General features: G+C 73.8%; 16 protein-coding genes and 2 pseudogenes. 9 read left to right on the top strand and 9 right to left on the bottom strand.

Translation table 11 applies throughout. From position 1 onward, the window contains the following. The first annotated feature begins 47 nt into the window (after window positions 1-47). Window positions 48-3,161 (top strand): hypothetical protein, encoded by a 3,114-nt coding sequence (locus Dsi01nite_RS47745; RefSeq protein ID WP_203853130.1) that lies wholly within the window; start codon window positions 48-50, stop codon window positions 3,159-3,161. Here Dsi01nite_RS47745 and Dsi01nite_RS47740 read toward each other — a convergent pair. Further along, window positions 3,153-5,258 carry a DUF4132 domain-containing protein gene (locus tag Dsi01nite_RS47740; RefSeq protein WP_203853129.1) on the bottom strand — a complete coding sequence of 702 codons (2,106 nt, stop codon included), beginning with the start codon at window positions 5,256-5,258 and terminating at the stop codon, window positions 3,153-3,155. The two genes, Dsi01nite_RS47745 and Dsi01nite_RS47740, sit on opposite strands and share 9 nt — an antisense overlap. A 126-nt stretch (window positions 5,259-5,384) precedes the next feature. Here Dsi01nite_RS47740 and Dsi01nite_RS47735 point away from each other — a divergent pair, with 126 nt between their 5' ends. From Dsi01nite_RS47735 to Dsi01nite_RS47715, 5 genes are read left to right on the top strand one after another with little or no spacing between them, the layout of a single operon-like run. Continuing rightward, complete coding sequence (locus Dsi01nite_RS47735; protein ID WP_203853128.1) at window positions 5,385-5,729, top strand: CU044_2847 family protein; 345 nt, start codon at window positions 5,385-5,387, stop codon at window positions 5,727-5,729. Further along, the gene (locus tag Dsi01nite_RS47730; protein ID WP_203853127.1) at window positions 5,726-6,970 is read left to right on the top strand and encodes a S1 family peptidase; all 1,245 of its coding nucleotides are present in this window, start codon (window positions 5,726-5,728) and stop codon (window positions 6,968-6,970) included. Before Dsi01nite_RS47735 ends, Dsi01nite_RS47730 begins: the two co-directional genes overlap by 4 nt. After that, entirely contained in the window at window positions 6,970-7,893 is a 924-nt protein-coding gene (locus tag Dsi01nite_RS47725) for an AAA family ATPase (protein WP_203853126.1), read from the top strand. The genes Dsi01nite_RS47730 and Dsi01nite_RS47725 overlap by 1 nt, the downstream gene beginning before the upstream one ends. After that, entirely contained in the window at window positions 7,894-9,045 is a 1,152-nt protein-coding gene (locus tag Dsi01nite_RS47720) for a VWA domain-containing protein (protein WP_203853125.1), read from the top strand. Beyond that, entirely contained in the window at window positions 9,042-13,841 is a 4,800-nt protein-coding gene (locus tag Dsi01nite_RS47715) for an FtsK/SpoIIIE domain-containing protein (protein WP_203853124.1), read from the top strand. Before Dsi01nite_RS47720 ends, Dsi01nite_RS47715 begins: the two co-directional genes overlap by 4 nt. On the opposite strand, the gene Dsi01nite_RS47710 is transcribed toward Dsi01nite_RS47715, so the two are convergent. After that, window positions 13,838-15,472 carry an amidohydrolase gene (locus Dsi01nite_RS47710; RefSeq protein WP_203853123.1) on the bottom strand — a complete coding sequence of 545 codons (1,635 nt, stop codon included), beginning with the start codon at window positions 15,470-15,472 and terminating at the stop codon, window positions 13,838-13,840. The two genes, Dsi01nite_RS47715 and Dsi01nite_RS47710, sit on opposite strands and share 4 nt — an antisense overlap. A gap of 166 nt (window positions 15,473-15,638) precedes the next feature. On the opposite strand from Dsi01nite_RS47710, the gene Dsi01nite_RS47705 reads away from it, so the two are divergent. Continuing rightward, on the top strand, window positions 15,639-17,207 hold the full coding sequence (locus tag Dsi01nite_RS47705; protein WP_203853122.1) for a putative Ig domain-containing protein: 1,569 nt from the start codon (window positions 15,639-15,641) through the stop codon (window positions 17,205-17,207). A 54-nt stretch (window positions 17,208-17,261) separates the two neighbouring features. Here Dsi01nite_RS47705 and Dsi01nite_RS47700 read toward each other — a convergent pair whose 3' ends face one another. Next, window positions 17,262-17,957, bottom strand: a complete 696-nt coding sequence (locus Dsi01nite_RS47700) for a DUF899 family protein (RefSeq protein WP_203853121.1) — start codon at window positions 17,955-17,957, stop codon at window positions 17,262-17,264. 56 nt (window positions 17,958-18,013) lie between these two features. Here Dsi01nite_RS47700 and Dsi01nite_RS47695 point away from each other — a divergent pair, with 56 nt between their 5' ends. After that, window positions 18,014-18,676, top strand: a complete 663-nt coding sequence (locus Dsi01nite_RS47695) for a winged helix-turn-helix transcriptional regulator (RefSeq protein WP_203853120.1) — start codon at window positions 18,014-18,016, stop codon at window positions 18,674-18,676. 101 nt (window positions 18,677-18,777) lie between these two features. On the opposite strand, the gene Dsi01nite_RS47690 is transcribed toward Dsi01nite_RS47695, so the two are convergent. Further along, on the bottom strand, window positions 18,778-19,536 hold the full coding sequence (locus tag Dsi01nite_RS47690) for a GNAT family N-acetyltransferase (RefSeq protein WP_239136833.1): 759 nt from the start codon (window positions 19,534-19,536) through the stop codon (window positions 18,778-18,780). A 453-nt stretch (window positions 19,537-19,989) separates the two neighbouring features. Between Dsi01nite_RS47690 and Dsi01nite_RS47685 the strand changes: the two genes are divergently transcribed. Continuing rightward, window positions 19,990-20,448 carry an Rv0361 family membrane protein gene (locus Dsi01nite_RS47685; RefSeq protein ID WP_203853119.1) on the top strand — a complete coding sequence of 153 codons (459 nt, stop codon included), beginning with the start codon at window positions 19,990-19,992 and terminating at the stop codon, window positions 20,446-20,448. On the opposite strand, the gene Dsi01nite_RS47680 is transcribed toward Dsi01nite_RS47685, so the two are convergent. The 5 genes and pseudogenes from Dsi01nite_RS47680 to Dsi01nite_RS47665 all read right to left on the bottom strand — a co-directional run bounded on the left by Dsi01nite_RS47680 (window position 20,442) and on the right by Dsi01nite_RS47665 (window position 23,253). Further along, the gene (locus Dsi01nite_RS47680) at window positions 20,442-21,440 is read right to left on the bottom strand and encodes a hypothetical protein (RefSeq protein ID WP_203853118.1); all 999 of its coding nucleotides are present in this window, start codon (window positions 21,438-21,440) and stop codon (window positions 20,442-20,444) included. The two genes, Dsi01nite_RS47685 and Dsi01nite_RS47680, sit on opposite strands and share 7 nt — an antisense overlap. Window positions 21,441-21,531: 91 nt before the next feature. Beyond that, complete coding sequence (locus Dsi01nite_RS57930; protein ID WP_239136831.1) at window positions 21,532-21,825, bottom strand: hypothetical protein; 294 nt, start codon at window positions 21,823-21,825, stop codon at window positions 21,532-21,534. 251 nt (window positions 21,826-22,076) lie between these two features. Next, window positions 22,077-22,208 (bottom strand): annotated as a pseudogene (locus Dsi01nite_RS59045) (IS5-like element ISFal3A family transposase); the annotation flags it as partial. 71 nt (window positions 22,209-22,279) lie between these two features. Then, window positions 22,280-22,481: pseudogene (locus Dsi01nite_RS59040) on the bottom strand (transposase); the annotation flags it as partial. 55 nt (window positions 22,482-22,536) lie between these two features. Beyond that, window positions 22,537-23,253 (bottom strand): DUF7919 family protein, encoded by a 717-nt coding sequence (locus Dsi01nite_RS47665; RefSeq protein ID WP_203853117.1) that lies wholly within the window; start codon window positions 23,251-23,253, stop codon window positions 22,537-22,539. Between the last annotated feature and the right edge of the window lie 168 nt (window positions 23,254-23,421).

The raw sequence follows: 23,421 nt of genomic DNA, 5'->3' as shown, positions 1-23,421 counted from the left end.
GACCGGCATGGTGGGCGGTGTCTTGGCGGTCACCGCCCACCATGCCTTTGCGCTATCGTGACCGCCTGAACACCATCGACGCACCCTCGCGGCGGCGGGAACTGGCCCGGTTCGCGCTCAGCCTCTCCGCCGCGCAGTACCAAACCCACCACACGCGACTGTCCGCCGGCGACGTGGACGACCGGCAGGACGCGTTGTTCCTCGCCGTCGTGCGGCGCGACGTCGCCGCGGTTGAGCGGGCCCTCGACGACGTCGACCTGCTGGGCCGGGCGTTGTCCGCGGCGGTCCGCCTCCCGGTGTCCGACGCCGCGCTGCGCCGCCTCGCGCTGAGCGCACCGTTCGTCATCCGGCGGCAGGTGTACCGCGTGCTGCGCCGGTCCGGTCGCCGGGACCTGGCCGGGTCGCTGCTGCCGCTCGTCCCCGCCCGGGACCGGCCGCTGCTCCTGTCGGCCTGCTCCCCCGACGCCGTCGAGCGGTGGCTGCCGGCGCTGCGGGTCACGGTCGACGACCTGCACCGCCTGGCCCGGGTGGCGCCGGTCGCCGTCGCGCGCCGGCTGGTCGAGGACGGCGCCACGGACCCGGCGCTGCGGTGGTTCGACCGGCGGCACGCCGTGGAGACCGCGCTGCGGCGCGATCCGACCGCGGCCGCGATCGTGTCCCCGGACCGGCACTGGTACGAGCTCGGCACCCCGGCCGCCGTCGCGGCGGCGCTGCGGGACCGCACGTGGTGGTGGTTCCCGACGCCGTCGCACGGCCTGCCCCGGCTGCCCCGGCGGGCCCGCCGCACGGTCCGCCGGCTGCCGGCCGCCGACCTCGACACCCTCGCGCGCCTCACCGACGCCGAAGGGCGTGCCGCGCTGCTCGGCGCGCTGCCACCCGCCCGCCGCCGCCCGCTGCCGGGTCCGTCCGTCGTCGAGCTCATGGCCCTGCCGTTCGCCGACCGGGTGGCCGGGGCACGGACGCTGCTGGCGGAGCGCCCCGGCGATCCGGAGGTGCTCGCGCTACTGCCGTACCAGGAGGTCCGCGACACCCTGCTGAGCATGACCCACAGCCACCGCCCCGACGAGCGGGAGCGTGGCTGGCTGGCGCTGCTGCGCAGCGCGATGCTCGACCCGGACCCGGCCGCCGACACCGACGCGATCGGCCGGGCCGGGCGCGCCTGGACCGACCAGCACCTCGTCCAGCACCCGGTGCTGAGCCTGCTCGGCGCCGCACCCGCCCGCAGTGTCACCGCCGTGCCGGTGCCGGTGATCGCCGCCGTCGTGCACGCCGTCCTCACCCGCCCCGACGCCGCCCCGGGCTCGTGGCTGGACATCGACGAATGGCTCACCCGCACCCTCACCGTCGCGCTCGGCGCGGCGCACCGCCAGGACGCCGGTGCCGCCGAGGTGGCCCGGGCGGCCGAGGTCTTCCTGGTGTACGCGCGCACCATGCGGGGCCTCGGCCCGTGGTACGGCGCGCCACGGCTGCGGCCGCACGTCCAGGCCGCCGTGTGGGACCTCGCCCGCCGCGACCTCGACGGCCGGGCGCTGCTGGCGGTGGCGGCGCAGCTCGGGCTGGACCTCGGCGACCGGATGCGGGACATCGCGCTGGGCGCCACGGATCCCGAGATCGCGCGGGAGGCGGCGCGGCTGTGGGTCGGCGGCGCCCCCGCGGACCGGGCCGAGCGGCTGCGGACCCTGCTGGAGCACGATCCGGCGGTCGCGCGGGTGCCGGAGATCGCCCGCCTGCTGACCACCCGGCACACGAGCCTGCTCGACCACGCCGCGGTGCGGTCGCTGCGGCCGTTGCTCCCGGCCACCGCTGCGGCGCTGCGGGCCTGGCGACCGGCGCAGCGAACCTGGTATCTGGACGCCGCGGCCGAGCAGGCCACCGACCCGTCCGTCGCACCCGCCGACCGGATCGCGGCCGTCCGCGTGCTCGACGACCCGGAGCTGCTCGTCACTCTCGCCGGGGCGGACGACGGCGGGGTCGCCACGGCCGCGCTGGGCGCCCTGGCCCGCGGCACGCAGGGCCTGACCCATCTCGCGGAGCGCGTCGACGACCCCGTCGGCTACCGGGCCCGGGCCGCCGCCCGGGCGCTGCGGGCCGCGCTGGACACCGTCACCGACGCCGCCGCGGTCGGCGTCCTCACCGCCACGCTGCGCAGCGGTGGCCGGCTCGCACCGGCGAAGGAGGCCGTGCGGGCCCTCGGCGCGCTCGGCACCCCGGCGGCCGTGGCCTCCCTCGTCGACGCCTGGCGCCTGCCCGACCTGCACCGCGACGTCCGCGCCACGGTGGCCGCCACCCTGGTCCCGTCCGTCGAGACCACGGGCGGCGTCGCGGAGCTCCTCGCCGCGGCGCTGCGCCCCGGCGCACAACCCGGGGCCGTCCGGGCCGCGATCCTGGCGACGCCGGTCGAGCGGGTCCCCGCCGATCGGCGGCCGGCCATGGCCCGCCTGCTGGTCCGTGCCCTCGACACCGGCGACCCGGCGGTGCTGATCGGATACGCGCGCTGGACCCGCTACGCACCCGAGGGCCTCGACGTGGTCGCCCGGATGGTCGGCATCGATCACCCCGACGACGTGTCCGGCGCGGCGCGGTCCACCCTGGGCGCTGCCCTGGGCACCCCGGCCGGCGACCACGCCTGGGCGGCCACCGTGGAGGTGCTCGCGGTGCAGGCGGACCGCGACCCGGTGACGGTCCGGCGCCGGCTGGCCGGCCTGGCCACCACGCTGACCCTCGGCCTGTCGCACACGCCGCCGGCCGCCCGGCGCGCCGCCGCCCGCGTGCTCGAACGGGGGCTCGTCCCGTGCGACCTGCCCAGCGTGCGGGTGCGGCTGCTGACCCACCTCGCCCTCGGCGACCTCGCGGAAGCCGATGGCGCCGGGCCGGACCAGGCGCTGTGGGACCGGCTGCTCGACGCCGTGGACGACCGGCCGCACCGGTTCGATGTCGAGTCCTGGCGGGGCCTGCCCCGCCTGACGGAGCCCGCCCGCCTGGCCGCGGTCCTCGACCACCTCGCCGGGCGTCCCGGCCTCGCCGCGGCGCTGCTGTGGCTCCGGCTCGCCGCCACGCAGGAGCGCTGGCCGGCGCCGCAGCTGCGCCGGCTCGACGAGCTGCGCCGCCATGCCGACCCGGACGTCCGGGAGGCCGCCCTGGACGTGTCGGCGTCAGGCTGACCCGCCGCGCAGCTCGACCAGCAACTCCGACAACGCGGCCGGGTCGGCGGTGCCCAGGGGGAGGTGCCGGGCCAGCTGCAGGTGGTCCGACCAGGCATCGTCCAGCCAGATCTCGGTGACCTGCTGGTCCGACGGCGCGTTGAACGCCGAGTCGGCCCCCGGAGTGATCTCCACCAGCAGCGACAGCCCGTCCGGCAGGTCGTGCGCCAGCTGCGTGTGCGGCCGGCTCGGCACGAAGGACGAACCGTTGCCCCGCCACGCTCTGCGGTGCATGAGTTCCAGGGCCCGCCCGGTCGAAAGCGGCCCGAACCCGGTCAGGCCGGTCGCGGCGCGCTCCGCCTCGGTGAGCGTCACCACCGGCCGGTGCAGCTGCGGAAACGGCGGCAGGATCTCATAGTCGGTGCAGAGCTGCATCCAGTGGGCCAGGTCCGGGCCCAGGTCCGCGGGGTGCACGAGGCCGAGCAGTGCGTCCCCGTCGACGGTCGCCGCCGAGTCGTGCAGGTCGGCGAAGCTGCCGTCCTCGGCGATCCGCAGGGCCCGGATCAGGCGGCGCCGCTGGTCGTACTCGCCCCACAGGAGCCGCCGCGCGAGGGGTCCCAGGATCGGGTGCGGCAGCACGACCGCCGGCAGGTCCCGGGCCGGCCGGAACCGCCGCGCGAGCAGGTCCCGCTGCAGCCGGGTGCTCTGCGCCGCCACGGTCGCGCGCAGGTCCTTCTTCAGTTGCAGGAATCGTTGGTACGCGTCGGGATCGGTGTCCTTCACACCCGGCTTGGGTGGCCTGGCGACGGGCCGCCCCGCAAGGTCCACGACCCGGAGGTTGAGGTGGTCGTCGGTGACCACCGTGAACGCGCGCGGCCCGTAGTCCAGCGTGACGCCGGTGTCGAGGCCGTGGGTGGCCGCCAGCCGGTCCGCCAGCTGCGTCACGGACAGCCCGCGCCGGGCGGCGGCCTGCGTGAGGTAGTTGGTGGCCCGCTCGTTCGTCGCCCCGCCCGACATGTTCTCCTCGATCGCCACCAGCTGCCGCAGCGCCGCGTCCGTGCCTACGGTGGCCAGGACCGCGAACCCGTCGATCGCCCGCGCGTAGCGGCTGAGGGCCGGCCACGATCGCACCAGCGGCGCGAGCACGTCCATGGTGGCGTCGTCGCCGATGTGCGCCTGCGCCAGCAGCGCCCAGGACTCCGCCGGCGGCGCCCCGTCCTCCACCCACTCGTGCAGCACGGCCCGGCCGAACGCCGCCAGGCTGGCAGGGTCGCAGCCCGCGATGCGCTCGCGGGCCTCCGGTTCGGCCGGCTGGACGAGGGGCTGCGTGGCCACCGACGACTCGACGGCCACCGGCACGGCACCGTCGGATCCGGGCGCCGGCTCCGGCGGTCCGGCCAGGCGCGACCAGCCCAGTGCCTCCACGACCCGGGCCACCTGGTCGTGCGGCAGCGCCCCGCCGCCGGCCCGCTGCAGCTCCGGCAGCCGATCGGGGCGGGTCCAGGCCGGCGGACGGCCCTTGCGCGTGGCATACGCCGGCACCGCGAACAACGACGGGACCCCGGACGCCGCCTCCAGGAAGCGCAGCGCGTCCTCCGCCTGCTGCTGGGCCCGGCCCGGGCGCCCCTCGGCGACCGGCGTCAGCGTCCGCATCGCCACGTCCGCGTGCCGCTGCAGCCACAGCCGCGCCCAGAGCCGCGCCGAGCCCAGGTGCCGGAGCCAGCCCGCGATCAGCGTGGCCACCTCGGCGCCCCGGAACGGCAGCACCAGCAGGCCCAGGCGGTCGGCGTCCCCGCCCGCGTCGCGCAGCACCAGCGGCAGCGCGTCCAGTCCGAACCGGGCGACCGCGACCCGGTCCAGGTCGATGCGCTGTCCATGGCGCAGCAGGATCAGCGACTTGCCCAGCAGCGCCCGCGCCGACGACTCCGGCCCCCGCACGATCAGCCATGACAGCTGCGCCGGGGTCAGGTTCGACAGATCGTCGGCCCGCGCCACCGCGGCGCCCCAGTCCGGCTGCTCGCGCCCGTGCTCCAGCGCCGTGGCCCGCGACCACCACCGGTCCCGCTCCCCGTCCTCCCACGCCAGGACCGTCGACCGCAGGTCGGGCCCGCTCGTCATCAGTTCCAGCCTCCAGGGTGCCTGCCGCCGGGAATCGATGCCGCCGACCGTACAGGCCCACCGGCGCGGGCAAGGCGCCCGGAGTACCGGTAGTGAGCCCCGTGCATGCGACGGTACGGTGTGGCGATGAGCGAGGCGGCGGTGGCTGAGGGTGTTGTGGTGCAGGTGGTCGAGCTCGCCGGCGGGCGGGAGATCTCGTGGGGTGACGGGACCGTCGAGCGGTTGCGGGACCGGCTGTCCGACGTGCAGTCCGCGATCGTCGCCGGGGTGCGGGCCGTCGCCGCGAACGTCACTCCCGACCTGTCCGGGTGGGAGGTCGCGGAGCTGCAGGCGAAGTTCGGGGTCACGCTCAACGCCGAGGCCGGGGTCGTCGTGTCGCGGGCCACGACCGGGGCCACGTTCGAGGTGACGGTGACCTTGCGGCGCAAGCCCGACGCGGAACCGGCCGCCGAGGCCGGCCAGAGCGGATGATCGACGGGCGCATCGTCGCCGGTGGCCGGGATCTGGGCAGCGGGTTCGTCCTGACGGACCGGATCGTCGCCACGGCGGCGCACGTGGTGCGGGACCGGGCGGCCGAGGACCTCGAGTTCGTGACGGCGGCCGGGGTCCGGCTACCGGTCGAGGCGGTCCAGGCGGAGCCGACGATCGACGTCGCGACGCTCCGGGTCGCGGAGTCCCTCGCCATCGTGCCCGCGTTGAAGCACGCGGTGCTGCGCGCCGACTGGCGGGTCACGGCCCGGCCGAGGAACCACGACGCGCAGCTCACCGGCACGGTGACAGCGACCGACCATCTCATCGTCAACCAGGGCGGCACGGAGATGACGGTGCTGCAGCTGCACGTGGCGGAGGCGTTGCGCGACTACCGCGGCTACTCCGGCAGCGCCGTGACCGTCGACGGTGCGGTCGTCGGGGTGCTGGTCGAGCAGGTGCGCGAGCGGGCCTCCACGGGCGACGCCCGGCCGGCCGCGGCCAACGTGCTGTTCGCGGTGCCGGTGGCGCAGATCGTCCGCAGGTTCAGCCTGGGCGTCGTGGTCGGGCGGTCGGACCGGGCGCTGCCCGTGCACCAGCTGCTGGACACCGCATACTTCGATCTCGACCGGCTCAAGACCGCGATCCTCGAGGAGATGGCCACGGCCGGCGGGCGGTTCCTCGCGTTCGGGGTCGACGCCGGTGAGCAGGCGGTGGTGGACAACCTGTGCGCGTGGCTGCGGCAGTACGTGGGTGAGATCGCCCGGCAGCACTGGCTCGATCTCAGCGCCGAGCTGCACTCCGTCGACACGGCGGTGCGGAAGATGACCCGCTACCCGGCCGTGCTGGCGGCCCGCAACGTGATCTGTCCGGTGACGGTGCGGGGCACCCCGGCCGCCGACGTGGCGGAGCTGGTGCGGCGGGTCCGGGAGGCATACGGGCAGCCGAAACGCTGGTGCATGCTGTTCCTGCTCGGCGTGCCCGCCGGCGGGTTCCCGGACGAGGTCACGGCGCTGCCGCCGCCGCGGTTCGCGCACCGGGACGTGGAGCGGTGGGCGGCGCACGTGACCGTGTACAAGCGCTGGCCGCGGCCGCTCGCGACGGCGTGGACGGCGGACATCGTCGGCCGGATCGGCGAGGAGCTCGACGTGCGGTACACGTATGAGGAGCTGGCCGAATGTATCGACCGCGTCCGGTTCCAGCCGGACGAGCTACGCGGCTACCTCGAGGACCTGGAGGCCTGATGCTGACCCGCCACCGCGTCGACACGTCGCTGCGCTTCGATCGGCTCGCCGAGCTGCCGGAGCGGCGCGACATCGAGGTCGCCGGCGAGGCTGCCGGACCGCAGCCGCGGTTCGAGCCGCGCCTGCGGGAGCCGTACCGAGCCTCCGCCGACCTGGAGGAGGCGGTGAACGTCGCGATCGCGCTCGGCCGGCCGCTGCTGCTGCAGGGTGACCCGGGCGCCGGCAAGACCCGCCTCGCGCACGCCGTCTCCTACGCGCTCGGGCTGCCGCTGGAGGAGGCGTACATCAAGTCGACCAGCCGTGGCCAGGACCTGCTGTACGTGTACGACGCCGTCCGCCGCCTGTACGACACCCAGCTGGGCCGCGCGGCCACCGCCGAGAGCGACTACGTCCGGCTCGGGCCGCTCGGCCGGGCGATCGTGCGGGCCGGGCACGGCCGCCGGTCGATGGTGCTCATCGACGAGATCGACAAGGCCGACATCGACTTCCCCAACGACCTGCTGCGGGAGCTGGACCAGCTCGCGTTCGACGTGCCCGAGGCGCACGGCGAGCGGCACGCGGTGCCGGCCGACCGGCCCGACCTGCGGCCCGTCATCGTCGTGACGAACAACGAGGAGAAGGCCCTGCCGGCCGCGTTCCTGCGCCGGTGCGTGTTCCACCACGTGCGCTTCCCCGACGCGGCCGCCGAGCTCGACGCGATCCTCGCCCTGCACGGCATCGGTGACATCCAGCTCCGCGCGGAGGCGATCGACACGCTGCTGCGGCTGCGGTCCCTGGACCTGGCGAAGAAGCCGGGCCTCAGCGAACTGCTCGACTGGGTCAGCTACCTGCAGGCGGTCGGTGCGCGCCCCGGCGCCGGGCGGCTGCCGTTCTCGGGGGTGCTCATCAAGCAGCACGCCGACGCGCTGCGCCTGGAGCGCTGAGTGCCGCCGTTCGTGCTGGCGATCGTCGACCAGCTCCGCCGGCGGGGGCTGCCGATCGGCGTGGACGACTGTGACGCCCTGCGCCGCGCCCTGGCGGCCGGGTTCGGCTGGACGTCCGGCGCCGCCCTGACTGAGCTCTGCGTGATGCTCTGGGCGAAGACCGAAGCAGAAGCGGACATGGTGCGGGCCGCGTTCGCCCGCGTCGATGCTCCACAGTGGACCCTGGCGGTGCCGGCCCAGCCCGCACCGGCGCCGGTGGAGGCTACCGGCGACGCACCCCCGATGGAGCAGGCACCCGCGCCGCCGGCGGTCGACGCCGCACCCGCACCGCCACCGGTCGCCGCACCCGGCCGGGGTCTTCCGGCGGCGCCGCCCGGCACCGGACGGGCCGACACCACGCTGGTCATGACCCCTCAGTACCCACTGACCGAACGCGAGATCGTCCAGGTCTGGCGGGGCCTGCGCCGCCCGACCCGGCACGGCCCACCGGTCGAGCTCGACGTCGACGAGACCCTGCGCCGCTCGGCGCGCCTCGGGCTGCCGGTGCCGCCGGTGCTGGTCCCGGCCCGCCGCAACACAACCCGGCTGCTGCTGCTCGTGGACCGGCAGGGGTCGATGGCGCCGTTCCACCGCTACGTCGAGCACGTCGAGCAGGCGGTCCGCCGCGCCGGGCGGCTCAGCGCGCTCACCGTCGTCTACTTCCACAACACCGCCGGCGCGGCGGACCCGGGGCTGCTGCACGCGGTCCCGGACCCGTTCGACCCGGCGATCGACGCGGTCCTGCCGGCCCTCGCACCGTTGCGGGACGGCACTCTGTACCGCGATCCGGCGCTGACGTCGCCGGTGCCGTTGCGGGAGGTCCTCGACGCGGTCACCGCGACCACCGGCGCCGCGGTCATCAGCGACGCCGGCGCCGCCCGCGGCACGCTCAGCCCGGCCCGGCTGCTGGACACCGCCGCCCTCGGCAAGGCGCTGCGGGCCGCGGCCGGCGCCGTCGCCTGGCTCAACCCGGTCCCGGCGGCCGGCTGGCGGCGCAGCACCGCCGAGCAGGTCGCCCGGCACCTGCCGATGTTCCCGCTGACCCGCGCCGGCATGTATCAGGCGGTCGACGTGCTGCGCGGCCGCCCGTTCCCCGTGGCCCGGCCGCTGTGACCACCGCCTGGGTCCGCGCCTCCCCCGTCGCGGCCCGTCTCGCCGCCGCCCGGTCCCGCCTGCCCGCCGGCGCCCTGGAGCTGGCGTGCCACGCCGCCGTGGCGGTCGCGGTCGACGCCGGCCTGCTGCACCTGCTGCGGATCAACTTCTTCCTCGACCCGCCCACCGTCCTGCCGTTCGAGGCCGAGGCGGCGCTGCTGCTGTCGCCGCTGTTCCGCGAGGTCGGCGAGGACCTCTACGAGATCGACCCGGCCCTGCGCGACGCCCTGCTCGCCGCGCTCACCGCCCGGTTCGGCCCCGAACGACCGGCCCGGGTGGCGGTGCTGCTGGAGCAGTACACCGACCAGCACCCCGCATGGCACCTGCAACCGGAGCTGGAGCACGCGCAACGGCTCACCGCGCTGAACCTGGTCGACCCGGCCCGCGCCGCCGACTGGCTCGCCACGAACCGCACCTCGGCCGGCGGGCCGGCGCTGACCCGCGAGTGGTTCGTCGCGATGACCGGCCGCCTGCGACCGCGGGCGTCACTGCCGGACCGGCTGGCCGACGCGGTCGCGGCGGCCGACGCGCCGTCGCACGAGCTGCGGGCCGCGGCCGTCGCCGAGCTCGGCGAGCTGGCCCTGCTGCCGGGCGCCGACGTGCGGGCCATCGCCCTGCAGCTGGAGCGGGTCGCCCGCGTCGACGACGGCCCGGTGCGCGACCTGGCCGCCGAGGTGCTCGACACCGTGAAACGGCTCGTCCCGCCGCCCCTGGCACGCGGCATCTCCGGCGGGCCCGACGACACCTACCCGGCCGCGTCCTTCCCGGCGCTGCACGGCATCGACCCGCCGACGTTCGACCCCGCCCGGGCCTGGACCGGCGCAGACGGCCTGACCGCGGCGATCGGCGTCGATCCGGACGGCCGCCCGGTCGGACTCTACCTGGGCGGGATCGGCTCGCACTGCCTCGTCGTCGGCACCGCCGGGGCCGGCAAGTCGGAGCTGCTGCGCACGCTGATCCTCGGCCTCGCGGTCCACCACAGCCCGGCCGAGCTGAACATCCTGCCGGTCGACCTGCGCGGCGGCGCCACCTTCGCCGGTCTCGAGTCCCTACCGCACCTCGCCGGGCTCGCCGTCGACTCCGGCGACCTGATGTCGCTCATCGAACGGCTCAAGGAGGTCGTCCTCGGCGAGATCGCCCGCCGCCAGCAGCCGTTCACCGGGCTCCGCCCGCGTCTGCTCATCGTCGTCGACGAGTTCGGCTCGCTGCTGACCGCCGACCCCACACTCGTCGACACCTTCACGTCCATCGGTCGCCTCGGCCGCCAGGTCGGCATCCACCTGGTCGTGGCGTGCGAACGCCTCGATTCGGGTCACCTGCGCGACCTCGACGCCCACCTGTCGGTCCGGATCGCCCTGCGCGCCTTCTCCGAGCACGAGTCCCAGCTCGCCATCGGCACACCGGACGCGGCCGGGCTGCCACCGCGGCCCGGCCATGGATTCCTGCGGGCCATCGACGGCCGGCCGCGCCGCTTCCGGGCCGCCTACGTGTCCGACGTCCACGCCGCCTCCTGGGACGACATCCTCGCCCCGCGCCCCGACTCGCTCCTCGACGTCCTCGTCCGCCGGATGGCCGGGCACGGCACCCCGGTCCACCAGATCTGGCTGCCGCCGCTGCCCGCGGTGCTGGCGCTCGGCGACCTGCCGGCCGACGGCGTCACGATCGGCGAGGTCGACATGCCCCGCGAGCACCGGCGCGGACCGTTCACGATCGACGTGTCGGGAGCGTCCGGGCACGTCGCCATCGTCGGCGAGCCCCGCAGCGGCAGGACCACCGCGTTGCGGACGGTCGTCGCCGCCCTGTCCCGCTCGGCCCAGCACGTCAGCGTGTACTGCATCGGTGCCGACCTCGGCCCGCTGGAGGACGCGCCGGTCGTGGTCAACGTCTTCGACCCCCGCCACCACCGCGACGCGGTGACGGAGCTGATCGCGTTCCTGCGGTTCAGCTCGGCGAGCGACACCGTGCTCATCATCGACGGCTGGGCGCACGTCGTGCGCAGCTTCCCGTCCCTCGGCGATCTGGTGTCGGCGGGACGGGCGGTGATCGTGGCGGCGGACGAACGGTGGAGCCGGTTCCGTATCCACGACCTCGCGGCGTTCGGCACCACCGTCGAACTCCGGCTCGACGAGCCCGAGACGTCCCGGATCTCGGTCCCGGCGGCCCGGTCGCTGCGATACGAGCCACCAGGCCGCGCGCTGGTCGCCGGTGGCCTGCGGCTGCAGATCGCGCTGCCGGTCGGGCAGGTCGGCGGGGACCCCGGCACGTACCTGCGGGAGCTCGCCGCCGCACGGGTGGATCAGCCGTACCCACGGATCCGGCTCGGCACGTTCGAGCCCGGCGGCGAGGAGTTCACGGTCGACTTCACGACCGACCCTCACCTGCTCGTCGTGGGCGCCTCACCCGGTGAACGCCTGGCGGTCCGGCAGGCGATCGAACGGTCCGTCGCCGGCCAGATCCTCGGACCGCACGACACGGCCCGCGTCGTCGAGGAGCTGCAACGGTCGCCGGATGGGGTCAGGACGCCCGGGCCGGACCTCTGGGTGATCGCCGAGGATGTCCTCGCCCCGCTGGCGGCGCTGCGGGACTTCCTGCCGTATGCCCGGGCACTGCGGCTGCGGGTGGTCGCCTTCGCCCCACTGGGGGCGTCGGACGAGATCGTGCGGGTGCTGACGGACCTGGCCACGCCGACGATCACGCTGTCCGGTGCCCTCGGCGAGCTCTCCGTGCCGGACCAGGTGCCCCGGCGGATCAGGCTGGACCCTCCGACCGTCAAGGGGGCCTCCCAGCCGGTGCCGTTCGCCGTGCTGCACGGCATCGATCCGGCGACGTTCGACCCCGAGCAGGCATGGGCCGGACCCGCGAACCTGGCCGTGCCGGTCGGGACCGACCCGGACGGTCGCCCGGTCCGGCTCGACCTGCGTGGCGCGAGCGAAGGCGGCACGGGCCCGCACGGCCTCGTTGCCGCAGCGGCCGGCACCGGCACCTCGGAGGTGCTCCGGTCGCTGGTGCTCGGCCTCGCCGTCAGCAACGGTCCCGCCGCGCTCAACATCCTCGCGGTCGACTTCGGCGACGGCACCACGTTCGCCGGCCTGGAGTCCCTGCCGCACCTGGTCGGGCTCGCCGTCGACGACGTGCCAAGGCTGATGGACGCCGTCCTCGGCGAGATCGCCCGCCGGCAGGACCGGCCCACGGGTCCGATCCCGCGCCTGCTCATCGTCGTGGACGAGTTCGACCGGCTGCTCGACGCGCAACCGGCTGCCGTCAACACGCTCCTGCAGGTCCTCCGGGCCGGCCGGGTCCTCGGCATCCACCTGCTGCTGGCCGCCGGGCGCCTGCAGGAGCGCCGGCTCATCGGCCTCGATCCGTATCTGACGTTCCGGATCGAAATCGACCCGCCGGAGGCGCGCCTGACGACCACGGCGGATGACCGGGTGCACCGCTTCCGGGGCCCACAGCTCCCGGGCGCGGTGGAGGCGCTCGTCGCTCGCATGGCCGGCCGCGGCGGACCCGTGCACCAGATCCTGTTGCCCGCTCTTCCGGCGGTCGTCGCGCTCGGCGACCTGCCGGACCACGGGGTCGCGGTCGGCCTCATCGACCTGCCGAACGAGCACCGCCAGGAACCGCTCGTGCTTGACCTGGCAGTCTGGGCAGGGCATACAGCGATCGTCGGCGAACGTGGCAGCGGCACGACGACCGCGTTGCAGACCGTGGTGACCGCCATTGCGCGCCAGGGCACGCCGTATCACGTCTACTGCCTCGGCGGAGGTCTCAACACCGTGGCGGGCCTGCCCTACGTCGGTGGGGTCTTCCATCGCAACGACGGACCCGCCATCGCCCGCCTGGTGGCCTTCCTCCGCCACCGCCCGCTCGGCACCGGGTCTGCGATGGTGGTGGTGATCATCGACAACCTTCCGAGAGTGGCGCGTGACCATCCGGAGGTTCTGGAGCTACTCACCATCGCGCAGGTCCATGTCGTGGCGACCGCGACCGGGTGGAGCGCATTCTCCGCTGAGGTCTTCGACACGTTCGGCACGGTCGTCGAGCTGCGGCTCGAAGTTCCGGAGACGTCCCAGCTCTCCGTCGACGGGGCCCGGCAGGTCCCCGGCGGCCTGCCCGGGCGCGGACTGCTCGCAGGCGGCCGCGTGCAGATCGCGGCGCCGGTGCGGCGGGTCGGCGGGAACCATCACGAGTATGTCGCCGAGCTGGCCAACGCCTGGACCGGGCCGCCGGCGCCGCGGGTCGAGCCGGACCTTCGGCTGCGCATCGGCACACACGAGGACGACGGCAGCGACTGCGTGCTCGACTTCGCCGAGCACCCACACCTGCTGATCCGCGCCGTCGGGGAGGTCCTGCAGCGGTTGACCGCCGCCGTCGCCGGGTTCGCGGACGGGCAGGTCTTCGGCGGCGACGACGCCGGCACCGTCGCCGACCTGCTCCGGGGCCGGCTGCCCGGCCCGAACGTGCCCGCCCGGCACCTGCTGACCCGGGCCTGGTGGACCGGGCCGGAGCTGTGGGTCATCGTCACCGCCGACACCGATGCGCTGGACGCCCTGGTGGAGTTCCTGCCGCAGGGCCGCGAGCTCGGCTTCCACCTGATCACGGTCGACGAGGGGGTGGCCGGCAACCGGGCCGCCGCGATCGGGCGGCTGCACGAGCTCGGCGCACCGACGATCACCTCCTACTTCGCCGCCCCCTTCATTCCGAAGCTGATGGTCGAGCAGGGTGGTCAGGAACGGCTGTTCAAGCTCGACCTCTAGCGTTCGTGGACCACGTCGCCGTCGACGAAGACCAGGTCGGCCCGGGTCTCGTACAGGGCGGCGCCGGGCTCGAACGGGTCGCGGTCCAGGACGACCAGGTCGGCGGCCTTGCCCACGGTGATCGAGCCGGTCTCGTCGTCGGTGCCGTTCACGTAGGCCGAGCCGAGGGTGTACGCGGTCAGCGCCTGCTCCAGGCTGAGCGCCTCCCGCGGCAGCATCGGCACCTGGGACGTGGGCCAGTCCGCCTCGCCGGAGACCGGTGGTTCGGTGCGGTGGACGGCGACGTGGATCGCCCACCACGGGTCCGGGGTGGTGACGGGCCAGTCGCTGCCGGCGGCGAGACGGCCGCCGGTGCGGGCGATCGAGCCGAACGGATACTGCCAGCCGGCCCGCTCCGGGCCGAAGAACGGCACGCAGAGGGTGTCGTTCTGCTCGTGGTGGGTGGCCCAGAGGGCCTGGATGTTGGCGGTGACGTCGAGCGCGGCGAACCGGGGCACGTCGTCGGGGTGCACGACCTGCAGGTGGGCGAGGTGGTGCCGGGCGCCGGAGGCGCCGCCGCGACCTGCCTCAACAGCGCGGTGGCCGCGGGCGGTCTCGACGGCGTCGAGGCATTCGCGGACCGCGCGGTCGCCGATGGCGTGGAAGTGGACGCCGAAGCCGGCCGCGTCGAGCAGCGTCACGTAGTCGCGGAGCCGGGCCGGGTCGACGTTGGACTGGCCGCAGTGCCCGCCCTGACCGACGTATGGGTCGAGCATGGCGGCGGTGAAGTTCTCCGCCACCCCGTCCTGCATGATCTTCACCGCGGTCGCGCGGAACCGGCCGTGCCGGGCGAGCGCGCGGCGGGACTCGAAGGCGGCGATCTGGGTTTCGTCGCCGCCGCGGTCCCACCAGAGCGCGCCGGTGACCCTTGCCCGCAGTACACCTGCCGCGTCCGCCTGCATGTAGGTGTCGAACTGGTCGCGGGTGCCGGCATAGGCGCCGACGATCGCGTCCTGCCAGCCGGTGACGCCCAGGCTGAACAGGTAACGCTGGGCTTCCACGAGTGCCCGGTCGTAGTCCTCGGCGGTGTCGGCGGGCAGCAGCCCGGTGATCAGGTCCATGGCGCCCTCGTGCAGGACCCCGGTCGGCTCCCCCGCCGCGTCCCGCTCGATCCTACCGTCGGCCGGGTCCGGGGTGTCCCGGTCGATGCCCGCGATCAGCAGCGCGCGACTGTTCACCCACGCCGAGTGATGATCCCGGTTGGGCAGGAACACCGGCCGGTCGGGGGCGACGGTGTCGAGGTCGTCGCGGTGCGGCAGGCCGCCGGGGAACGCCGCCATCGACCAGCCGCCGCCGGTGATCCAGCCGTCACCGGGGTACGCGGCGACGGCGGCGAGGTAGTCGGCCTTGGCGTGCCACGGGGTGAGGTCACAGCGCAGCCGCTCCAGGGCGCCGGACACCGGGTGGATGTGCGCGTCCTGCAGGCCGGGGACGAGCGCCCGGCCGTCGAGGTCGACGACGTCGAACGCCTGGCCGGACAATTCCGACAGGACGGCGGCCCGGTCGCCGACGGCGGCGATCCGCCCGTTTGTCACGGCTACGGCCTCGGCCCCGCCGAAGACCCGGCCACCGATGAACAACAGCGCACTCATGCGCGCAGCATGCCCGGCAACCATGGGGGTACGCAAAGGGTCCACCCCGTTGACCGGCATGCCCGTCGATGTGATGGTGCCATCACCACATCGACGGTCGGCGAAGTGTTCGCGGTATCCCGCGACGCCCGCTGCGTTTCCCCCAACCGGAAGGGACCACCCACCCATGCGCATGAGACGGGTCATCGCGATCGGCGCGGCCATCCTCGCCGGCGCCGCGAGCGTCGTCGCCGGCCCCGCACCAGCCCAGGCCGTGCAGGTCACCGGGCTGGGCTCGACCATCGCCCTGAACAACTGCTCGGGCTCCCTGGTCCGGTATCCCAGCTCGGTCGACAGCGACCGGGCGATGCTGCTCACCAACGGCCACTGCTACGAGGGTGGCTTCATCAACGCGGGCGTGGTCCTGCAGAACCGGACCAGCACCCGCACCGGCACGCTGCTGAGCAACACCGGCACGTCGCTGGGCACCGTGCGCGCCGACAAGCTGATCTACGGCACCATGACGAACACCGACGTGGCGCTGTACCAGCTCACCCAGACGTTCGCGCAGATCAAGACGAGCTACAACACCACCGCGCTGACGATCGCCGCGGCCCGACCGGCCGACGGCACGGCGATGACGATCCCGTCCAGCTACTGGAAGCAGGTCTGGACCTGCACCATCAACGGCTTCGTGCCCACCCTGCGCGAGGACCAGTGGACCTGGCACGACTCGATCCGCTACAACACCGGCTGCCAGACCACCCACGGCACGTCCGGCTCGCCGATCGTCCGCTCGTCGGACAACGCGGTCATCGGCATCAACAACACCGGCAACGACGACGGCGCCAGCTGCACCCTCAACAACCCGTGTGAGGTCGACGCCAACGGCAACGTCACCGTCCACCAGGGCCAGAGCTACGGTGAGCAGACCTACTGGTTCACCACCTGCCTCAACTCCTCGCGGGTCATCGACCTGACCGTCGCCGGCTGCCTGCTCACCAAGCCCGCCGGCACCGGCAACACGGTCACCGTGACCAACCCCGGCGCGCAGACCGCGACCGTGGGCACCGCGAAGTCGCTGCAGATCTCGGCGTCGTCGTCCGGCTCCGGCCAGACCCTGACCTACTCGGCGACCGGCCTGCCCGCGGGCCTGACCATCAACGCGAGCACCGGCCTGATCTCGGGCACGCCGACCACGGCGCAGACGACCACCTCCACGGTCACGGCCACCGACACGACCGGGGCGAGCGGCACCGCCTCCTTCGGCTGGACGGTCAGCGGTGGCGGCGGTGGCACGTGCAGCGGCCAGAAGCTGCTCAACCCCGGCTTCGAGTCGGGGGCCACCTCCTGGAGCGGGACGACCGGCGCCATCGGCCAGTGGTCCAGCCAGGGCCAGCCGGCCCGCACCGGCACGTACTCGGCGTGGCTGCTCGGCTACGGCTCCACCCACACCGAGTCGGTCTCCCAGTCGGTCACCATCCCGGCCGGCTGCTCGGCGACCCTGACCTTCTACGTGCACATCGACACCGCCGAGACGACCACCTCGACGGCGTACGACAAGCTGACGGTGACCGCCGGCTCCACGACGCTCGGCACCCTGTCCAACCTGAACAAGGCCTCCGGGTATCAGGCCAAGACCTACAGCCTGAACGCGTTCGCGGGCCAGACGGTCACCCTCAAGTTCAACGGCACCGAGGACTCGTCGCTGCAGACCTCCTTCGTGCTGGACGACCTGGCCGTCACGGTCAGCTGATCCGCGCCGGCGGGCCGGGCTGCACGCAGCCCGGCCCGCCCCCCGTTCGGCGGATCAGTGACCGTGCTGCGGATCCCCGGTCCTGGTCCACTGCGCCACGGGACGGCCGTCCCGGGTCCATCGGGTGTAGGTGGGCTCCTGCGGCCAGCCCTCGGGCGAGTCCTCCCACACCTCCTGCCGCCCGTAGACGGTCAGGTCGAGCAGCTTGTGCGATGCCATGATGGCCTCGACGCCGCGGTCGGTGCTCTCGTACGTCAGGAAGAACCGGTCGCCCTGGCGCAGGTAGCAGGCCAGGATGCCGCCGCCGGCATAGGCGGGGTCGTCGACGCCGTGGGTCGAATACCAGTCGTGGCGGTAGCCCATGAACTCACGGAACGGCGCCATCTCCGCATACGGCCCCTCACCGAAGACGGCGAAGGACACCCCGCGCGCCTCGAGATAGGCGGCGTCGTGGAAATCCCAGATGGATGCGGTGCAGCCGGGGCACTGCGCCTCGAACGGCTTGCCCTCGTGCCACATGTGCTTGTACACCACGAGCTGGTCGCGCCCCTGGAAGATCTCGGCGAGCGGCGTCGGCCCACCCGCCCCGACCAGCGCGATCGGCTCGATCTCGGTCATCGGCAGGCGCCGGCGGGCCGCGGCGATGGCGTCGCCCTCGCGGGTGTGCGCCTTCTCCCGGGGCAGCAACGCCCCGCGCTCACGCAGCCAGGTCTCGCGGTCGACGACCGCCGGAGCGGGGATGAACGTCATGGCTGCTATCTTAAACATAGTCGATGCTCGGTTGAACAGAGTTAGGGGTGTGCCCGGTGCCGATCAGGCAGACCTACGGTGGCCTCGGCGACGCGTGCCGCGCCGCGAACGCCCTCGACCTCGTGGGCGACCGGTGGACGTTGATCGTCGTGCGTGAGCTGCTCCTCGGGCCGAAGCGCTTCGCCGACCTGCAGGAGTCGGTCCGCGGCATCACCCCGGCCGTGCTCACCGACCGCCTGCGCGCCCTGCAGCAGGCGGGGATCGTCGACCGGGTGGTGCTGCCGGACCTCGCCCGCACCCGCGCATACCTGGTCACGGACTGGGGGCTCGGCCTGGAGCCGGTCCTCGCCGCGCTGGGCCGCTGGTTCTCGGCCGGCCCGTCACCCGACACCGCCGGCGGCATGACCCCCGACGCGGTCGTCGTGGCCATGCGGACCATGGCTCCGCCCTCGCCGGCCGGGGTGCCGCGGATCGTGCTGCGCCTCCACGACGCCCGCCGGGCGGACCCGCCGGTGCAGCACTTCCACACCGTCGCCCACGACGGCGTCGTGCTCGTGGCGGCGGGCGCCGTCGCGGATCCGGTGGCGACCGTGACGGTGGACTCGAGCACCTGGAGCGGGGTCGTCTTCGGCGGCCTGGGCCTCATCCCCGCCGTGGAGGTGACCGGCGACCGCGACGCCGTCGCCTCACTGGTGAGCCTCTACGCCGCCGCGACCTGAGCGGCGCGTCTTCCCGCTCGTCAAGGAAGACCTGCCGTGGTGACGGACACCGGGCGCCCCGCCGGCCGGCGTCGGCATGAGCCGGCCGGCGGGGCCCGGTATCAGCGCAGCGCCATGTACAGGCGCTGACCGGCGGGCTGGTAGCCGACCCGCGTGTAGACCCGCCAGGAGTCCTCGCCGCCGGCCTCCAGCCAGGCGATCTCCACCCCGGCGCCGAACAGCCGGCCGGTCAGGTCGGCGGTCAGCGCACCGGCCAGGCCGCGGCGACGGAACGGGGCACGCACGGCGACCCCGGCGACCTCGCTCAGCCCGCCGGACGGCGGGATGCCTTGAGCGCCACCCACGCAGACGTCGTCGCCGGTGACGGCCATGAGTGCCACCCCGCCGGCGTCCTGCGCCCGGCGCATCCGGGCCACGTCCTCCGCAGAGGCCACGGACCCCCCGCCGAACGCGTCGTGCTGCGCGCCGATCAGCGCCGCACGCTCGCCGTCGTTGTCGGGTGCGCGCAAGGTGTACCCCTCGGGCGTGGCCGTCGCCCGCAGCGTCTCCGGCCGGCAGCACAGGTACGTGTGCCGCGCCTCCACCGCGAACCCGGCGGCGACCAGCAACGGCTCCAGCTCCGGGGCGCACCCGACGACGTATTCCAGGCGCGGGACGCGGTCGGCGTCCCGGAACGCCGCCACGAGGTCGGCGACGTCGGCACCGGTGATGGCCGCACCGGGACGCGGCGTGGCGTAGTTGATGTTGGGATTCGCGGTGGTCGGGTCCACCCCGATCACGAACGGCCCCACGTGCACGGGTGCGGGCCGGTTGGACAGGTTGACGACAACGGACTGCTGGATGCGGGCATCCAAGGACACGGTGATACCTCAAGACATGGCGAAGTTGACGATGGGCGATCGATCGCGTGGGCCGCCCAGCGCTGTAATGGTCGGCGCGACGGGAGGTCCCGGTCGCGCGACCGACGCTCAGGCGGCCGCTCGGCCATCCCGGGTCACAGGCTTCAGTCCTTCATGCGCCATGCCGACGCCGTGCGCGCGGGCAGGGCCACACTGCCGCATCCCGGCACCGCGCGTCAACCAGTTTTCCGGCCCGCCGGCCTACTCCTCGTCGTCCGGCAACGGCGGCGAGTCGGCGATGCGCCACAGGTGGAAGACGTACTCCTCCGCCGCCGGGTCGCGCCGGGCGGTGAGGTGCAGGCGATAGATGTCGCCCCAGTTGTCGTGAACTCGGCCGGTCGCGCTACGGGGGCGGCCGGCACCCGCACGTTCGTGGGATGACGACGCCGGCCGGCGCCCCTTATCATGATCACCGTGACCAATCCGTTCGAGGTGCCCCAGCCGCCGCGGCCGCAGCGTCCCTGGAAGACGATCCTGATCGTGCTCGGCGTGGTGCTCGTCCTGTGCTGCGGTGGGGCGATCTTCGGCGGCTACCGCCTGTTCAAGGGCGTGCAGGGAGCCACCGAACCGGCCCGCACGGCGGCCGAGACCTTCGTGACGGACCTCGAGCACGGCGACGTCGACGCGGCCTACGGGCTGCTGTGCAAGGCGACGAAGGCCAAGTACACCCTGGAGACCTTCCGCGACGGCGTGTCCAAGCAGCCGAAGATCAGCAGCCACGCGTTCGGCGGCGTCAACGTGATGAACTACAACGGCAAGGTCTCCGCGACCGTCGTCCTCGTGCTGACGTTCGACACCAGCTTCACCGAGCGGCACACCTTCCCGCTCGTGAAGGAGGACGACCAGTGGCTGGTGTGCGGCCAGCCCTACTGACCCTCCGCCCAGCCGGCCCACGCCGCGAGCCACTCCTCGTGAGCGGCATGGTGCGCCTGCGGGTCCCGGCCGCCGTGGTCCCGCAGCCGCCGCCAGGCGAGCTGCGCGGGACGGCTGGGGACCCGGTCGCTCATCCCGGTGCCGTGCAGCAGCGTTTCGCCGATGGCCCGCTCCCGCAGCGCCCGCTCCTCCCGGAACCAGGCCGCTTCGCGGCGCAGGCCCGCCAGTTGGTCCACCATGCCGCGCACCGAATGTTCGGCGGCCGCGGCCGGCTCGTCGGTCAGCTCCGTCTGGCGCCGCACGGCCGCGCGCCACAGCGTCCCCCAGTACCACGGCAGGTCGGGTCGCACCGCATGGGCGGCGAGCCATTCGGGCTCCTCGGGGGTAACGGCAAGGACCATGTCGGCCAGCGCCCGGTGCGGCTCACCCCGCAGATGATCCGGAATCTCCCCGCCCGCCGGCACCTCACCCCGCCCCGGCGTGGCCGGCCGCTGGAGCCGGGCCAGCATCGCAACCACGTCATCCATGGTGTCCACGGCGATGACGTCGGGGTGCCAGTCCTGCGCGCCGACACTGATCTCCAGGTCACCCAGCCGGCAACGGACCGCCCACCACCGATCGCCGACCCGGATGATCCGGCCCGCCACGCGTGCCCCGTCGACGAGCACCGTGACGTCGTCCTCGACCCATGCCAGGGTCGGGAACCCGGTCCTTGCCCGCCGCAGCCGGTGCTCCACCATCCACCCGGACGGCTGGCTGCCGGCCGCTCGTGCCGTGTCCACGACCACCCGGACGTTTCCGGCGTCGTGGACGACCTCGACGCCGAGCACCGCGCCGTCGTCGCAGTAGAGCTGGCCGAACCTCGGCTCGGCGGGCCGGGTCGCCTCGGACACCGCGACGACCCCGATGCCGCTGGCCTCGATGTCCCGCCGGATACGTTCGGTCTGAGCGGCATACATCTCGTCCGCCCGGCGAAACTGATGGGATTCCACGCGCGGCGCCTCCCTGCGATGCCGAAGCCCCAGTCTGCCATCGCGACGCCGTCCCGATGACCCTGCCGACCTGCGGACGGCTCGCTCGCGGCTACGCCTTGAGCGCCGCGGCCGTGGCCGCGGCGAAGGCCTCGGGGTTGTCCAGCATGATGTTGTGGCCCGCGTCAGGTACGGCGATCACCCGGACACCGGCGTCGGTCAGGGCACGCGCACCGGCCGGGTGGAGGTAGGTGCGCGGCATGGGCAGCTCACGCATCGTGGGGGTGGTGCCGCGGCCGAGGGGTGCCGCAGTGCGGTGCAGCGCCTCCGGACCGCTGAGGCGCATTGTCGCCGCCCAGGCCGGGCCGACCCGGGTCAGCGTCTCGGCCCGGCCGGGGCCGTGCACGACCTGCTCCTCGGTGCAGCGGGCGCTGAGGCCGACGCCCTCAGCAGGCTGCGCCGGCCGGCGAGGGCGGGATCGGTGGCCACCGCCGCGTAGTACGCCGGCGAGGAGGCGCCGAGCCCGTGCAGATAGACCCGAGTGGGTTCGGCGCCGGGAAACTCCACCCAGCGGATCGTCGTGCCATCTGGCCGCACTTGGGCGCCGCGCATCGCATACCTCCTGACGCCTACCTCGTGTCTGAGAGTGTGGTTGAACCGTTTGCGGCCGTTGATCTTTTTGCCCGCGTCGTGGCCCCGGCTGCCGCGCCCGACGGTGTCCGTGCCCTTGACGCTTTGGGAGTCGATGATGCCCGCGCTGGGCTGCGGGTTGCGGCCCTGCTGTATCCGCGCTCGCTCCCGCAGCGTGGTGAGCATCGCCTCGGTGACCTTGGACTCTTCCCGCTGCTTGAAGTACCAGTAGACCGTCTGCCATGGCGGGAAGTCGCCGGGCAGGTACCGCCAGACGCTGCCGGTGCGGACCACGTACAGAACAGCGTCCACAATGGATCTGCGTGGATGCTTTTCCGGTCTACCGAAGCGTTTGGGCGCCGGGAGCAGCGGCCCGACCAGTGCCCACTGCTCGTCGGTCAGGGCTGAAGGGTACCGCCGCGGCCGGAGCATCCGGCCAATTTGGCGGCATCGACATCGGTGGTCACGTAGGCACACCGATGCACCCTCATCGGACCTTGTCCCAGAATCCCCACTCCTTGCCGTCGTGGTCGGGACATTGCTGTATGAGCTGCTCGCTGGCCAGCGAAGGTGCGCTGCGTTCAGTCCCGACCGGGGTGAAGTGCAATTCGAACATCCGGCCGCAGCTCCCACATGGAATCATCATGTTCATGGGGGTGCGGTTCCGGACCTTGCGCTCTGCGTCGGGTGGGATCCAGGGGCTCGGCTCGGTGGCCCAGTCGGCGTCGTAACGCTGCACCGCTTCGACGAACTCCGCGGGCGGCCGGTAGGCGTGAGCGGAGACGTAATGCCAGATCAGCGCCGGCGCCGCGAACATCACGCCCGGCCGGGCCGGCAGCCTGATCTCGCGGAACGCAAGCCAAGGCCGCCGGTCCGGCCGGGGATCGGCGATGACATTCGCGTCCGGCGGGCAGAACTCGCAGTCGTGGAGGCCTCGCGTCTCGTTGACGGTTGGATTGCCGATGACGTCGAGCAACGCGCTGGCGAACCCGTCCGGAACCGGGCCTGTGCCGAACGGCTGCGAGGCGTCCAGCCAGCCGACGTTGAGCCGCTCATACCGCGGCCGGTAGTGCAGCCTGCCCCATTCGAGTCTGACGGTGTCGTGGTCGAAGTGCGAGTACGCGTACGGCGTCAGGTCCGCGAAGTAGGCCACGAGGCGAAGATACGGCGGTGATTGCGACAAGCAGCCGATGAGGTTGGTCATGCGGTCGAGACCGGCACATCGGTCAGGTGCGATGAGCAACGCCGCAGCCGAGACGTCCGGCTACGTTGGCGGCATCGACCCAGGCGGTTGCGCCCGATGACAAACAGACCCACTTCTCAAACACGCTCTGAGCTTGTTGTTTAACCTGCGGTCGGTCGGTGGTGACCC

The sequence above is a fragment of the Dactylosporangium siamense genome, from assembly GCF_016862795.1.
Classification (GTDB): Bacteria; Actinomycetota; Actinomycetes; order Mycobacteriales; family Micromonosporaceae; genus Dactylosporangium; species Dactylosporangium siamense.
This window is presented reverse-complemented; position numbering and strand designations above follow the sequence as displayed.